This is a genomic window from Pseudoxanthomonas sp. OG2 (assembly GCF_014192765.1).
In the GTDB taxonomy this organism is placed as follows: domain Bacteria; phylum Pseudomonadota; class Gammaproteobacteria; order Xanthomonadales; family Xanthomonadaceae; genus Pseudoxanthomonas_A; species Pseudoxanthomonas_A beigongshangi.
Genome location: NZ_JACHYM010000001.1, coordinates 1735234 through 1750086, shown reverse-complemented (window position 1 = coordinate 1750086; position 14853 = coordinate 1735234). Strand labels below are relative to the sequence as shown.

The 14853-nt window shown below is 69.6% G+C and carries 4 protein-coding genes; 1 reads left to right on the top strand and 3 read right to left on the bottom strand.

The window, feature by feature from the left end:
* Positions 1-4 precede the first annotated feature (4 nt).
* Positions 5-1573: an EAL domain-containing protein gene (locus FHW78_RS08230; RefSeq protein WP_183639431.1), complete on the top strand. Its 1569-nt coding sequence runs from the start codon at positions 5-7 to the stop codon at positions 1571-1573.
* Between the two features lie 589 nt (positions 1574-2162).
* Here FHW78_RS08230 and FHW78_RS08225 read toward each other — a convergent pair.
* From FHW78_RS08225 to FHW78_RS08215, 3 genes are all read right to left on the bottom strand, one after another.
* A complete protein-coding gene (locus tag FHW78_RS08225; RefSeq protein ID WP_183639430.1) occupies positions 2163-5867 on the bottom strand; it encodes a hypothetical protein in 3705 nt (1234 codons plus the stop codon).
* A 7-nt stretch (positions 5868-5874) separates the two neighbouring features.
* Positions 5875-12438, bottom strand: coding sequence for an Ig-like domain-containing protein (locus FHW78_RS08220; protein ID WP_183639429.1), 6564 nt, complete (start codon positions 12436-12438; stop codon positions 5875-5877).
* Positions 12439-12538: 100 nt separating this feature from the next.
* Positions 12539-14698: a DUF11 domain-containing protein gene (locus FHW78_RS08215; RefSeq protein ID WP_183639428.1), complete on the bottom strand. Its 2160-nt coding sequence runs from the start codon at positions 14696-14698 to the stop codon at positions 12539-12541.
* Positions 14699-14853 lie beyond the last annotated feature (155 nt).

Below are 14853 nucleotides of genomic sequence, written 5' to 3'. Positions count from 1 at the left end.
CCGCATGTACAGGGAACGTGTGTTGCTGCTGGGCGTGTCACTCGCGGTGTTCGCCAGCCTGGGCGCGCTGGGCGGCATGGGCTATCTGAGCTGGCAATCCGGCCTGCGCCAGGAACAGGCGCATCTACAGCGCTACGCGGCCGGCGCGATCGCGCGCACCCGCGATGCCTTCACCGAAATCGATGAGGCGTTCGACACCCTTTCCCGCTCGAACGCGGTGCCGTGTTCGCCGCGGCACATCGAGGAACTGCGCCTGGCCACGCTCGATACGCGTTCCGCCGAGGACGTGGCGTACTTCCGGGACGGTCGCCTGCTTTGCAGTTCCTGGGGCGCGCTGCGTGGACACATCCCGCGCGCGGCGAGCGACTTCACCACCGGCGACGGCATCGGCGTCAGCACGCACGTGCAGCCGCACATCCGCGATGCGCCGTCCATGCTGGTGCTGCATCGCGGCGGCTACAGCGCGCTGGTCAATCCGGAACGGCTGGTGGACGTGCTGGCCGACGACGATGTGCAGATCGCGGTGTATGCACCGGGCGGCGCTCCGATCACGGCCACAGCGCCGGCGGCCTCCGGGTTGCTGGCGCGTGCAGGGGCGGGCGCTTCGCGCGGAACCCAGGCTGGCCAGCTGTACGGCGCGGCCACGCAGGACGGCTGGCGTGCGATGGCGGTCCGGCCGCTGGCGGGGATTTCCGATCGCCTGCGCGAGGAACAGCTGAAGCTGCTGCCCCTGGCGCTGGTGCTGGTGGCCGCGCTGGTGGCGCTGTCGGTCTGGCTGATCCGCCAGCGGCTGTCACCCCTGGCGGAACTGGAACGCGGGATTCGCCGGCGCCAGTTCCTCGTTCATTACCAGCCCATCATCGAACTGCGCACCGGCGCGTGCGTCGGCGCCGAGGCGCTGGTGCGCTGGCGTCGCGAGGGCGCGCTGGTGCCGCCGGACGAATTCATACCGCTGGCCGAGGAGAGCGGCCTGATCGCACCGCTCACCGATCAGGTGCTGGACGGGATCATCGGTGATCTGGAAGCGGAACTGGCCCGGGATCGTTCGCTGCACATCGCCATCAACCTGAGCGCGCAGGACATCCGCAGCGGGCGTTTCCTGGACGTGGTCCGCGAGGCGTTGCCGCGCACCCGGATTCGGCCGGAACAGATCTGGCTGGAAGCCACCGAACGCGGCTTCATCGACATCGAGGCAGCCAGGCTCACCCTGGGCGAGGCGCGCGAAGCGGGCCATTCGGTGGCCATCGACGACTTCGGCACCGGTTATTCCAGCCTGCGCCATCTCCAGGATCTGCCGCTGGACGCGTTGAAGATCGACAAATCGTTCGTCGATACCATCGGCCTGGACACCGCCACCAGCCTGGTCACCGCGCACATCGTCGAGATGGCGCAGGAACTGGACCTGCGCATCGTCGCCGAAGGCGTCGAGACCCAGGCGCAATTGGACTACCTGAAGGCGCGTGGCGTGGATTATGCGCAGGGTTGGCTGTTCTCGCGGCCGCTGCCGGCAACCGATTTCATCGCCTTCCTGCGCCGCTCGCGCGTGGCGCAGGGTGGTGCGGGTTCGGAGTGATCCGCCGCTCCGAGCGCTGAAGCGGTGCCGCCCCTTCCCCCCGCTTGCGGGGGAAGATTGGGATGGGGGGCGCTTTCAGCGCCGCAAGGTGTACGGGCACGTTCGCCCCCACCCCGGCCCTCCCCCGCAGGCGGGGGAGGGAGCGGAATCCGTGGTCCGTTTGTTTCCCCCGCGAGCGGTGCCGCTCCTTCCCCCGCTTGCGGGGGAAGGTTGGGATGGGGGCGCTTTCAGCGCCGCCAACGGTACGGACACGTTCGCCCCCACCCCGGCCCTCCCCCGCAGGCGGGGGAGGGAGCTGAATCCGTGGTTCGTTCGTTTCCCCGCGAGCGGTGCCGCCCCTTCCCCCGCTCGCGGGGGAAGGTTGGGATGGGGGCGCTTTCAGCGCCGCAAACGGTACGGGCACGTTCGCCCCTACCCCGGCCCTCCCCCGCACGCGGGGGAGGGAGCGGAATCCGTCGTCCGTTTGTTTCCCCGCAAGCGGTGCGGCTCCTTCCCCCGCTTGCGGGGGAAGGTTGGGATGGGGGCATCACGGAACTGCCGTGCGGCGGCGGCTGGCTGGAGAGGGGATCACCAGGCCGCCGACCGCACGTCAGTAGTACCCGGTGATGTTGAGGAACCAACCTTTGTGGCGGTAGTCGAGCTGGGTCAGGTCGCCGCTGAAGTCGGTGAAGTTGTAGCCCACGCCGACCTTGAAGTTCTCGCGGATCTGGCGATCCAGCCCGATCAGCCAGCCGCGCCGGTCGCCGCCGTCGCGGACTTTCAGCCAGCGGTATTCGGCCAGTCCGTCCCAGCGCCCGATCAGGTGGTAACGCACCTGCAACGCGGCGAAGTCGGTGCGGCTGTCCAGCCAGCTGCCGGTACCGCGCCCCATCCGGTAGTCGCCCCAACGCCCGGCGAGCTTGCCCGCCAGTTGCCAGCGATCGTCCAGCTGCACCGTGCCTTCGAACGACAGCACGTGCGATCGCTGGTCGTACAGGTCCGCGTCTTCCTGGCCGGGCGAGGCGCGGTCGTACAGGTAGGTGTACTTGCCGAACGCGGCCCAGCGGGTGTTGTCGTGCGGGCGCCAGGCGAAACCGAGATTCGCCTCGGCCAGGCGCGCGCCGGCGGCGGGATTGAGATCGTCCTTCGTATCGGCGTAGTTGGCGCGCAGCGCCAGCCGCCAGTCCTCGTTGACCCGGTAGAACAGCCGGTTGGTGGTCACCCACTGGGTACGCTGTTCGGCACCGCGGTCGCGGCGGTATTCCAGTTTGCTGGACCAGTCGGTACGCGCGTCGGTGCGGCCGCCGCTGACGCTGTAGGCGCGCCGATCCACGCGCCCGTCGCGCGCGTCCAGTTCGCCGTCCATCACGGTGAAGCCGAGGTTCCAGCCCGGCGCCGGACGGAAGTCCAGGCCGAAGGTGTGGACGATGCCGTCGCCGTCGCGGCGGTTGTCGCGCAGGTATTGGCTTTCGTTGTAGACGTTGACCTGGTTGTTCAGCCGCCAGCGCTGGCCGAGGGTCCAGCCCGATTGCAGCGCGGTGTCGAACAGGCCGTCGCGTTCGGTGCGGTCGGTGCTGTAGTTATAGGCGCCGTAGAGCGTATGGTCCGGATCCAGCCGGTATTCGGCGTCCAGTTTTCCGCCGTGGCCGCGGCTGCCGCTGCTGACTTCCGCCCCGATGCTGGAGCGATCGCCGAACAGGTATTTTCCGCCCACGGTGAGCAGGTTGTTGCGATCATAGCGGCCGGAATCGTCGTCCAGCGTGTACTGGCCGACGCCGTAGAGTTCCCACTTGTCGCCGAAGCGCTGGCGGTAGCTGAGCGCCAGCAGGGTGGCGTCGGCATCGCGGTTGGCGTCGCGCTCGCGCAGTTGGCGCAGTTCGCCGCCGAAGCGCCCGTCCTCGGTGATCTGCCAGTCGAAGGTCAGCTGCGACTGTTCCAGTTCCTGCGCGCCATGCGAGGCGTGGCTGTAGCGGCCGTACAGGGTGAAGTCCTCGTTGAGCTGGCCGGTGAATTCGGCGCCGTATTCCTCGATCGCCAGGCCGGTGTCCTGGCGGCCGATCGAGAAGCCGGCATCGACGTCGCGCCACCACGCGCCGAACGACCATTCTCGCCGGGTCCAGCCCAGCTCCTGCAGGTTGGCGCGTGCCTCGATCATGCGCGCATCGCCGGAGCGTGCGCCGGCAACCGGATTGCGCTGGATGAAGCTCAGGCCGCCGTTGTCGGAGTAGAAGATCGGCGCGACCGTGGACTCGCTGCGGGTCGCTTCCATCCGCAGGTAGGTGCCGCGCCCGGCCTGCAGGGTCAGGTCCGCGCCCTTGAGCGAGTAGTCGTCGCCGCTGCGGTTCTCGTCGACGTAGGTGGCGCCGATCGCGACGTGATCGCCCAGCCATTGGCGGCCGCGCAGGCCGATGGTGGCGTCGTCCGAGTCGAAGCCCGATGGCACGTATTCGTAGTCCACCAGCAGCACCTGCCGGTAACCGTCCAGCGGGGTGTCGCGGGTCAGCGTGCGCACGTTCTCGCGGGTGATCTGCGAGAGCGCGCGGGTCAGGAACAACCGGCCCTGCAGATCGTCCATCTCGTAGTCAACGCCCGGTTGCAGGCTCACCCGCGCTTCGACCCGGCCGGTGGTGGGATCGCGCACTTCCATCACCACCTGTTCGGACCCGGGCAGCACGTCGGTGTGGCGCAGGTAGTACAGGCTGCCGCCGGTGCCGAGGAATTCGGTGTGGCCGAGCGCGGTGCGCGCCTCGGCGCCGAACACCTTCAGCAGGCTGCGCGGATCGCCCAGCGCGGTCGCCGAGCGCGAGCGCCAGTGCAGCGCCGCGCCGTACAGCGCGCGGTTGTACTGGGCGTACTCGGTACCGGTGAATCCGGTGGCGTAGTTGCCCCACAGCGCCTGGTTCTGGTCCCAGTCCAGGCGCAGGTACAACTTGCCCTGGGTGTCGACGTCGCGCCAGGTGCGCGAATCGTCGCCATATACCGGGTAGTACAGATCCGGATCCAGGCGCCGGAAGATGTCGGTCGGGCGCGCATCCAGGAAGCCGTCGAAAAGATGCTCCAGATCGTTCTCCCAGGTGTCGGCCTGGGCGGTGAGCAGGTAGCGTCCCTTCCATTTGCCCTTGGCGTAGAACGCCAGCCGGCCTTCGCGCAGGAAGCCGTCGTCCCGGCGGATGTCGCCGGCCAGCGCGTCCAGTCCGCCGCTCGCGTCGTTGCTGGACAGGGTCAGGTCCGCCAGCGCGGCGACGAAGGCATAGCGGCCGCTGACATCCACCTCCAGCGGCGTGTCGGCGACCACGCCCTGCGACGACTTCACCTGCACCTGGTAGCGGTGCGGACCGACCGGTTGCAGGAACTCGGCGACGAACTTGCGCTCCTGATCGACCGGGAAGGACTGCCCGTCGATCACCACCTGCATGCCTTCGGGAATATCGCGCCCGAGGATGCGCACGCGCGATCCGTACACTGGGATGTTGCGCAGGCGCAGGTCGCTCTTGCCGTAGATCGACTCGATGATCTGCACCGACTCCGCGGTGGCCGCGTCCAGGGTGTCGACGTGGCTGCGCTGCACCTCGTCGCGCAGCACCTGCGCGCCGCGGGCGTAGTCACCGGGGGTGACCAGCTGGATGCGGCGCGGATGGGTCTCGTCGAAGCTGCCGTCGGCGGCGCGGGCGCGCGCCACGTATTGCAGGACGTCGCCCGGTTGCAGGCGCAGGCCAGCCGGCAGCGCGCCGTCCCAGCGCGTGTCGGTCACCGCGCCGACCGGCAGGCTGACGGTGGCGAGCGGGGTTACCCGATCCTCGTCGTCGCCACGGTAGATCACCACCTCCAGCCGGTCGTAGAACGCGGCGTAGTTGCTGTAGGCATGGAAGCGGACCGGTTGGGTGATGCGGCCATCCTCGAACGGCGCCAGCGAGCCGGCCTGCACGTTGAGGATGGGCAGGCCCAGCGCCGGATCCTCGGTCGCCCAGAGGGTGCCCCCCTGCGGCAGGTCCACGGTGAAGCGGCCGGTGATGCGCGCCTGATCCTCGGCCAATACCTGACTGGTGCCCGCGTAGCTCTGCGCGGTCACGGTTTCCACCCGACGGTTCCGCTGCAGGGCATCGCCGTCTCCGCTGGTCGCAGCCGGCCGGTCCTCGCCGTAGGCATTGATGCGGAACAGGCTGCCCTGCGCGCTGGCGCAACCCTGCGCGTCGCAGCGCAGGGGCGGCGGTGGTGCATCCGGCGGGGTCGATTGCGCGTTGGCGACACTGGCGAGCAGGCAGCACAGGGCCAGGGCTACGCGGTTCGGAACGTGCTTGCTGATGTCCATGGTCATGTCCCCCTCAGCGTCCTTCCCCGCGTGCCGCGGTCGGTGTGGGTGGCCCTGCCTCCACCCGCAGGCGCGAGCGCGCCGTCGGCGAGAGCAGCGCGGCCAGCGCCCCGGCGACTGCCTCGGCGCGATCGCGGCTCAGGCGCAGGTTGTGTTCCTGCGTGCCGCGCGCGTCGGCGTGGCCGGCGATGCTCACGATCACGTCCGGACCGCTTTCTATGCGTTGCGCGATCGCCCGCAGCAACGGCTGGTATTGCGGACGAATGCCGACGCTGTCGGTATCGAACAGCAGGTTGCCCAGGCCGATGTCGCGATCCAGGGTGACCAGTGCCGTGCGCCCATCCACCTGGGTGCGCAGTTCGATCGCGGTCGCCTCGCGCAGCTCCGGCGCAAGCCGTGCATCCAGGGCGGCGCGCACCGCGGCGGCGCGATGGAACGCCAACACCAGCCCGTCGGCCTGCGCGGTGATGACCACGCGCCCGCCCCGGCCTTCGCGCAGGCGCCCGGCGATGCGTTCGAACAGCGGTGCGTGCTCGGCCGGAACTTCCGCGCTGCCACTGGCGAAGAACACCTGGCCCAGATCGATCTCCACCTCGCCGGTACCGCCGCCCAGCGGCATGCCCGGTACCTGCACCCCGAAATCGAAGCGCACCGGCACGCCGGGGGTGATGCGCAGGACGCGCGGGTTCTCGGTGGTGAAGCGGCTGCCCGGAGGCAGGGTCGCGGCGTCGACCTTGATCAGGAAATTGCGCCCGCGCGCCCAGCGACCGCCGTCGATGCCGGCCAGATGGAAGCGGCCATGGCGATCGGTCTCGATCAGCAGGCCTTCGACCGTGCCCAGGCGCACCCCGGGCAGGCCGCGTTCGCCTTCGTCCTGGCGGCCGTTGCCGTTGGCGTCGTGGAAGACGCTGCCGATGATCAGGCTGTCGTCCAGCAGGGGATCGCCGGTGACCTCCACGTCGGCGGTGGCCTCGTTGCTCAGCGCGGCGCCTTCGTCGTCGCGGACGATGGCGCGGTTGGTGTGCACGCCCGGACCGACGCCGGCGCCCACCCGCAGCACGTAGATCACGGTCGCGCTGCGGCCCACCGCGATGTCCAGCGCGCCTACCCGCAACGGGCGGGCGTTGGACAGGGAACCGGCGGCGTCGCCATCGATGACCTGAAGCGAGTCGGGCACCATCACGAAGCCCTCGGGCAGGCGATCGAGCAGGCTGACCTGTTCGGCGTCGGCTTCGCCGACGTTGTCGATGCGCAGGGTGTAGCGGACCAGATCGCCGATGCGGGCGGTACGCTGCGCGGCGGTCTTGCTCAGGCGCAGGACCACCGGTTCGGCTTCCACCTCGATCTCGACCGCGGCCTGCGCGCATACCGGCGTGGGCACCGACACATCGCACACGCGGTACTCGAACCGGTCCTGGCCCACGTAGCGCGGCGAGGCCGTATAGGTGCAGACGCCCTGCGCGCAGGTCGCCTGGCCGTGCGCGGGTGCGACCGCGACGACCAGCGAAGCCGGATCCAGCGGTGCGTGGCTGACCATGTCGTTGGCCAGCACCGGGATGGCGACCGGCGCCTGGCGCGCGCGGGCCTGGTCATCGACCGCGGTGATGACGTTCGCCAGCACGGTGACATTGACGATGGCGGTGTCACAGTTGGTGGGGACGGCACGTTCGCAGGCGTCGTACTGGAAGCTGTCGGCGCCACTGAAGTAGCCGGTCGGGGTGTAGCTCACGCTGCCATCGGCATTCACCTCCACCGTGCCGTGCGCGGGCGTGGTGAGGTTCTGCACCAGCAGGCGGGTGGCATCGGAGGGGGCACCGGCGTAGCTGTCGTTGGACAGCACCGGTATCACCAGCATCGTTCCCTGCGGGGTCTGCCCGCTGTCGTCGGTCGCCGCGATCACGGTGGCGTTGACGACTATCGTGACGGTGGCGCTGTCGCAGCTGGCGGGATTGATGGCATCGCACAGCGTGTAGGTCAGGGTGTAGCTGCCGCCGGGCGTGCCGGCCGCCACATCGATGCTGCCGTCGGCATTGAGGGTCAGCGGTCCCTGTACCAGCGGCGCGAGGATCACGCCCGGCGGCGCGGCCGCGCCACCATCGTATTGATCGTTGGCCAGCACGTTGAGCACGCCGGTGGCGGCCACGCCGCCGGGAATCGGAGGCGCGGTGTCGTCCTGCGCATCGATGGCCGGCAAGGCCACCACCAGGCTGGCGGTGGCGCTGTCGCAGTTGGCGGGGTTGAGCCGTTCGCACAGGCGGTACACCACCGAGTAGGTGCCCGCCGGCGTGCGCGGCAACACGGTCACCGCGCCACTTCCGGCCTGCAGCTGCACGCTGGCATGGCTGGTGGTGGTCTGGCTCAGTACGATCTGGGCCGGATCCACCGCCACGCCGTTGAGCAGATCGTTGGTCGCGACGTTGGCGATCGCCTGCCCGCCGGCCACGGATCCCACCGCGGAAGGCGCGGTGTCGTCGACCGCGTCGATGGCCGCGGCCTGTACCTGCACGGTCACCGTGGCCTGGTCGCAGTTGGCGGGATTGAGCACTTCGCACAGGCGATAGCTCACGGTGTAGCTGCCGGCCGGCGTGCCCGCGGCGACGTCCACCTGGCCGTTGGCCTGCACGGTCAGCGCCGGATTGGCGGACAGCACGGTGAACACCACCTCCGCCGGCGGCGCGGTGGCGCCGTCCAGGGTGTCGTTCGCGAGCAGGTTGACCACGCCGGTGGCGCCGGTGAGGCCGTTGACCGGGCCGGCCGGATCATCGATAGCGTCCACCGCCGCGGGATTGACCGTGATCGACGCGGTGGCGCCCGCGCAATTGGCCGGTGCGGCGATCTGGCAGATCGTGTATCCGAGCGTGTAGCTGCCGGCGGGCGTGCCCGCCGCCACCGTCACCGCGCCGCTGGCGGTATCCAGCACGATGCCGGGATGCGATGGCGCGGCCGTCTGGGTGAGCGTGACGGTGGCCGGGGTCGGCGTGGTGCCGCCCAACTGGTCGTTGGCGAGCACGTTGGCGATCGCGGTGCCGCCACCGCGGCCGGCAGCCGAGCCGCTGTCGTTGCCTGCGCTGATCGGCAGCGGGCCGGCGGCCACGGTGACCGTCACCGTGGCGGTATCGCAGATCGACGGTGCCGCGAGCGAGCACAGGGTGTAGGCGAGGGTGTAGCTGCCGGGCGCGGTGTTCGCGGCGACGATCACGTCGCCATTGGCGCCCAGGCTCAGCGGCGGCGTGGCCGTCGCGCCCACGGTGGCGGTGGCGGTCGACGCCGTGGCGCCATCGACGCTGTCGTTGCCCAGCACGTTGCCGGCCACGCCGCCGCTGCTGCCGTTGGCCAGGGCCAGGCCATCGTCCTGTGCATCCACGACCACCACCTGCACGCTGATCGCGGCGGTGTCGCAATTGCCCGGATTGGCGGTCTCGCAGATCGTGTAGGTCGCCGTGAGCGTGCCGGCCGGCGCGCCGGGAGCGACCGACAGCGCGCCGCTGGCGTCGACCGCGAGCGGTGCGGCCGCGGTACTGGTCACGGTCACGCTGCCGGGAGCGACGGCGCCGCCGTTGAAGGTGTCGTTGCCCAGCAGGTTGGCGACGCTGGCGTTGCCGGTGGTGCCGTTCACCACGTAGGGACCGTCGTCGACCGCATCGATGGCGGCCAATACCTGCACGGTGACCGTCACCTGCGCGCTGTCGCAATTGGAAAGATTGCCGGTTTCGCAGATCTGGTAGCTGGCGTTGTAGATGCCGGCGGCCGTTCCCGCGGCAACCGAGACCACGCCATTGGCGTCGATCGCCAGCGGCGAACTCGCGTTGGGCGTGAACACCACGTTGGCCGGCGTGATCGCGCCGCCGTTGAAACTGTCGTTGCCCAGCACGTTGCCCGCGTTGGTGCTGCCGGCGACGCCATCGATCGGCCCGAAACTGTCGTCCACCGCGTTCAGCGCCGCGTCGGCGATCACCGTGACGTCGATGGTGGCGGTGTCGCAGATGGACGGATTGGAAACCTGGCAGATCTGGTAGCTGGCGGAATAGGTTCCGGCGGCGGTGCCGGCGGTGACGGTCACGTTGCCGTCCGCGCCAATCGTCAGTTGCGGCGTGTTGGTCGGCGTGAGCGTCACCGCGGTGGTGGCGAAGGGCGCGCCGTCGAGGCGATCGTTGGTCAGGACATTGCCGGCGATGCCGCCGATGCCGCCGTTGACCGGGCCCAGGGCGTCGTCGACCGCATCGAGCGTGCTCACCGCGACCGTCACCGTGGCGGTGTCGCAGTTGGCGGGATTGACCACTTCGCACAGGTCGTAGCTGGCCGAATAGCTGCCGGCCGCGGTCCCGGGGGCCACCGACACGGTGCCGTCGGTACCGATGGTGATCGGCGCCACGTTGTTCGGCGCCACCGTCACCTCGGCGGGCGTGACCGGCGCGCCGTTGAGGGTGTCGTTGTCGCGCACGTTGCCGGCCGCCACGCCGCCGGAGGCGCCATTGACCGGACCGAGCGTGTCGTCGACGGCTATCAGGGTGCCCGCGGCGACGGTGACGGTGATGGTGACGCTGTCGCAGATGGAGGGATTGGCGACCTGGCAGATTTGGTAGCCGCCGCTGATCGGGCCGGCCGGCGTGCCCGGGGCGATGGTGACGCTGCCGTCGGGCGCGATGGTCAGGGCCGGGCCGCCGCTGGTCTGGGTCAGGGTGACGGCGCCGGGCGTGGCAGGCGCGCCGTCGACGAAGTCGTTGTCCAGCACGTTGCCCGCCGGGGTGCCGGCCGGTGCCGGGCCCAGTGCATCGGTCACCGCGTCGATGGTGGAGACCGTCACGCTGACCGTGGCGGTGTCGCAGTTGTCCGGCAGTGCGGCTTCGCAGATTTGATAGCTCGGCGTGTAGATGCCGGCCGGCGTGTTCGGCGCGACGCTTATCGTGCCATCGGCGGCGATGGTGACCGGCCCCGCGTTCGTCGGCGTGAGCACGATGTCGCCCGGCGCCACCGGAGTTCCGTCGAGGGTGTCGTTGTCGAGCACGTTGCCGACAGCGGGATTGCCACTGGTGCCGTTGATGCCGCTGTAAGTGTCGTCGTTGGCGACCAGCGCGCCCGGCGCGATCACGCTGATCTGCACGCTGGCGCTGTCGCATACGGTCGGCGGATCCAGGTAGCAGATCGTGTAGGTGGTGGCGTGGGTGCCGGCGGCCGTGCCGGCGGGAACCGTGACGCTGCCGTCTGCGTTGAAGACGATCGCCGCGGTGCTGACACCGGCCAGGCTTACCGTGGCCAGCGAGGCCGGGCTGCTGCCGCCGGCGCTGTCGTTGGCCAGTACGTTGATCAGCGAGGTGGCGCCGGTGGCGCCATTGACCGGACCGGCCACATCGTCGACGGCATCGATCGCCGCGACCACCCGCACCGTGGCGGTCGCGGTGTCGCAGTTGGCGGGCACCGCGGTTTCGCAGATCTGGTAGGTCGCCGAATAGGTGCCCGGCGCCGCGACGGGATCCAGCGTGACCGTGCCGTCGCCGGCGATCGTCAGCGGGCCGCTGGGCGTGGAGGTCAGGGTGACCAGCGCCGCAACCACCGGTGCACCGGCGAGGGTGTCGTTGTCCAGCACGTTCGCGGTCAGCGCGATGCCGCCGGCCGCCTGCGCCGGCAGCGCGTCGTCGACGGCGTTGATGGTCGCCGTGGCGTTGACCGTCACCGTGATGGTGGCGCTGTCGCAGTTGCCGGGATTGGCGGTCTCGCAGATCTGGTAGGTGGTGGTGTAGGTGCCGTTCGCAGTGCCCGCAGGCACATCCACCGAGCCGTCCGCGTTGACGATCAGCTGCGCGGTGCTGACCGGCGTGAAAGTGATCTGCGCGGGAGTCACCGCCGCGCCGCCGAGGGTGTCGTTGGCCAGCACGTTGACCACGTTGGCCTGGCCGACGATGCCATTTATGGGGCCGGCGCTGTCGGCCACCGCCACGATCGGGCGTGCCGCGACCGGGACCGGCGGGGTGGTGTCGGTGTTGTCGGCGGGATCGGGATCGGTGGTGCCGGCCGGCGGGGTGACGGTGGCGGTGTTCGCACCGATGGTGGACGGCGTGGTCAGCGGCGCGGTGCCGGTGACGTTGACGGTGACGGTGCCCGCGGCCGCGACATCCAGGATGAGCGCGACGTGGCCGGTGCCGCTGCCGGCGCTGCAGGTGGATCCGGCGCTGGCGGCGCAGGTCCAGCTGACGTTGGTCAGTTCGGCGGGAACGGTGTCGGCCAGGCTGGCGCCGAGGGCGGCCGACGGACCGGCGTTGGTGATGGTGATGCGATAGGTGACCGTGCCGCCGGTGACCACCGGCGAAGCGGTCAGCAGGATCTTGTCGACGCCCAGCGCGGCCTCGGCCGCCAGGGTGTTGGTATCGGTGCCGCTGTTGTTGCCTGCCTGCGGGTCGGTCACCGTCGGCGGCAGGGTCACGGTGGCAGTATTGCTGAGGTTCGCCGGATAGGTCTGCGCGAACGCGCTGCCGGCTGCCAGCAGCCCGCCCAGCAATGCCACCGCGCCTGCGGCCGCGTGCCTGAATCCGGCGCGCGACGGAATCCGGGTCTTGGAGGGGGTTGGCGCTCGGCTGTCCATACGGCGTTCCTCGCGGTGGCTTGCGGCGCCGGGTGCGCGGGCAAGCGGGTCGTGCAGGTGGATTCGGTGATGCGATGCCGATGGCATCGGGGCGCGGCGGTCAGTACGCCGTGGGGTCGGCGCTGAAGGTGACCGGGACGGTGATCGTCGCGGTGCCCATCGCATCCAGGCTCACGCTGAGGGTGATGGCCGCATCCCCCTGTGCGCCGCCACTGGCCGGACAGCTGCTGCCCGCGCCGGCGGCCGTGCACGTCCAGGGCGCGGATAGTCGGGCGCCGTCGGGCAGGGTGTCGTTGACCACCACGCCGCTGACCGCATCGGGTCCGGCATTGCTCACGGTGATCACGTAGCTGGCGCTGCCGCCGGGCGTGTAGCTGCCCTGGCCGTCGGTCTTGCTGACCGACACGTCGGCGCGCAGCGCGCGGGTGTTGGTGATCCGGCAGGTGATGCTGACCGGATCGGTACCGGCGGCCGGTGCGGTCAGGCTGAAGCTGGTGCCGCTGCCGGAACTGATCGCCGTGCCGTCCTGATCCGTGCACGCCCAGGTGGTGGTGTAGCTGCTCAGCAGGGTGCCGGTGCCGGCGGTTTCGGCCAGGTCGTAGCTCAAGCCGGGTGTGGTCAGGGCGGGCGTGGTGGTGCCGTTGTTGCCGACGTCGCCGGCGGTCGCCACGGAGGTGCCGGCCTGGGAGATGCTGAGATTGAAGCGGCCCGGATCGGTGGTCGGCGCGAGGATCTTCGCCAGCGCCAGGGTGGCGACGCAGGATCGCGTCACGCCTTCGACGGTGAAGACCGCGTTGCCGACCCGGATGCCGAGCAGCGCCAGCAGGTTGTCGACCAACCCGCCGAGCAGCGTGGTCAGCACCGGCTGCAGGATCGGGACGACCGCGCCCTGCAAGGTCGCTTCGACGGTGTCGACGATGGTGTCCAGGATCGGAACCAGCGTCTGCGGCAGGGCGATCACCACCGGCGGCAGCGGGAATGGCGGTATCAGGGTGACGGTCGGGGTTCCGCGGCTGACTTCGATGTCCAGGTTGTTGAGCAGATCCACGATCAGGGTGCCGGCACTGACCGTGCCACTGCTGGCGGTGCGCGTCTGCGGGTACGGCGCGTTGACGGTGAAGTTGCGCAGCTCCGGCGAACCGGTCGCGGCGGCGCGGCCGGTCACGGTCAGCGGCACCTGCACGTCGATCAGGCCGACGCCGAGGAGATTGAGCCGGAACCCGAGCTGGAGGTTGTTGATGACCACCGGCGAGACATCGGCGTTGGTCACCACCCGGGTGCGGTTGAAGAAGATGCTGTCGGCGATGGTGCCGATGTAGAAATTCACCAGCCCCGGCCGCGCCTGGAAACTCACTGCGCCGGCGACGTAGTCGATGGCGGTGATGGTGCCTTCGGCACGCGCCACGTCGGCATACAGCTGGAGCTTGAGTACGTCGGCGGTCAGGGTGAGGTTGGTCAGGCCCAGGCCGGCCGCGTTGAGCGCGTTGACGATCGCCTGGGTATCGAAGCCCTGCAGCACATCGACGTTCATCTTGATGCGGATGGCGCTGCTGTGGAACGAGGTGCCCTGCGGGCCGCAGACGATCACCGGCGGTTCCACCACCTGCAGCCACAACTGCAGGTTGGCCACGCCGGTCAGGTCCAGCGTCGCGGTGTTGACCGTGATCGGCGTGGGTGTGGTCAGCACGTTGTTGTAGTTGTAGAGCTGCGCCGAACCGGTGATCAGGTCCAGCAGGTCCAGGTCGATGTCGGCCAGCGATCCCTGCGGCAGGCTGATCTGCAACAGATCGCCCAGCTGGATTTGCCCGGTCAGGCCGGCGACGTTGAGCGGCAGCAGGTTGAGCGCGTTGGCGGCGGCGGTCTGTCCGTCGGCCTGCAATACCTGCACCATCGCCAACTGCAACTGGGCCAGGGTGATGTTGGTGTTCAGTACCTGGCTGGTGTCGCTGATGCCCAGGTTCAGTCCGAGCTGCGTGACCAGCGCATTGAGGTTGATGTCGGCGCCGGCAAGTGCGTTCCAGTCCAGCACCGACAGATTGACGGTGGTTCCCGGCAACAGCGTTTGCAGCAGCAGGTTGAGTACGGGCCCCTGCGTGCTGTCCACCGACACCAGTCGCGGTCCGGCGGAAATGCAGGCGCCGGTGGTGCATCCGGTCTGCGCCTTCAACGGCGCGGGCACGAACGCGATGGCCGTGACGGCCAGCAGGGCGGCCATGGCGATGCGGCGGGCGAAGCGCCGCGCAAACCCCTTCGTATCCATCAAACTACCCCCCGTAGTCGATGTCCAAATCCGTCTGTAAGCGTTTTCTTTTTTGTTGGATTCCGGATTACGCCTACGGCGATCGATCCGGTGTGCGGACAACGCGACGTGGGTCGTTGATAGATGGGCGCGCTGTCGTTACATTCCCCGGCATC

What these genes read in the sequence shown, in the direction of transcription:
- FHW78_RS08230 (WP_183639431.1), top strand. Translation starts at nt 5, where the DNA reads ATGTACAGGGAACGTGTGTTGCTGCTGGGCGTGTCACTCGCGGTGTTC.
- FHW78_RS08225 (WP_183639430.1), bottom strand. Translation starts at nt 5,867, where the DNA reads ATGACCATGGACATCAGCAAGCACGTTCCGAACCGCGTAGCCCTGGCC.
- FHW78_RS08220 (WP_183639429.1), bottom strand. Translation starts at nt 12,438, where the DNA reads ATGGACAGCCGAGCGCCAACCCCCTCCAAGACCCGGATTCCGTCGCGC.
- FHW78_RS08215 (WP_183639428.1), bottom strand. Translation starts at nt 14,698, where the DNA reads ATGGATACGAAGGGGTTTGCGCGGCGCTTCGCCCGCCGCATCGCCATG.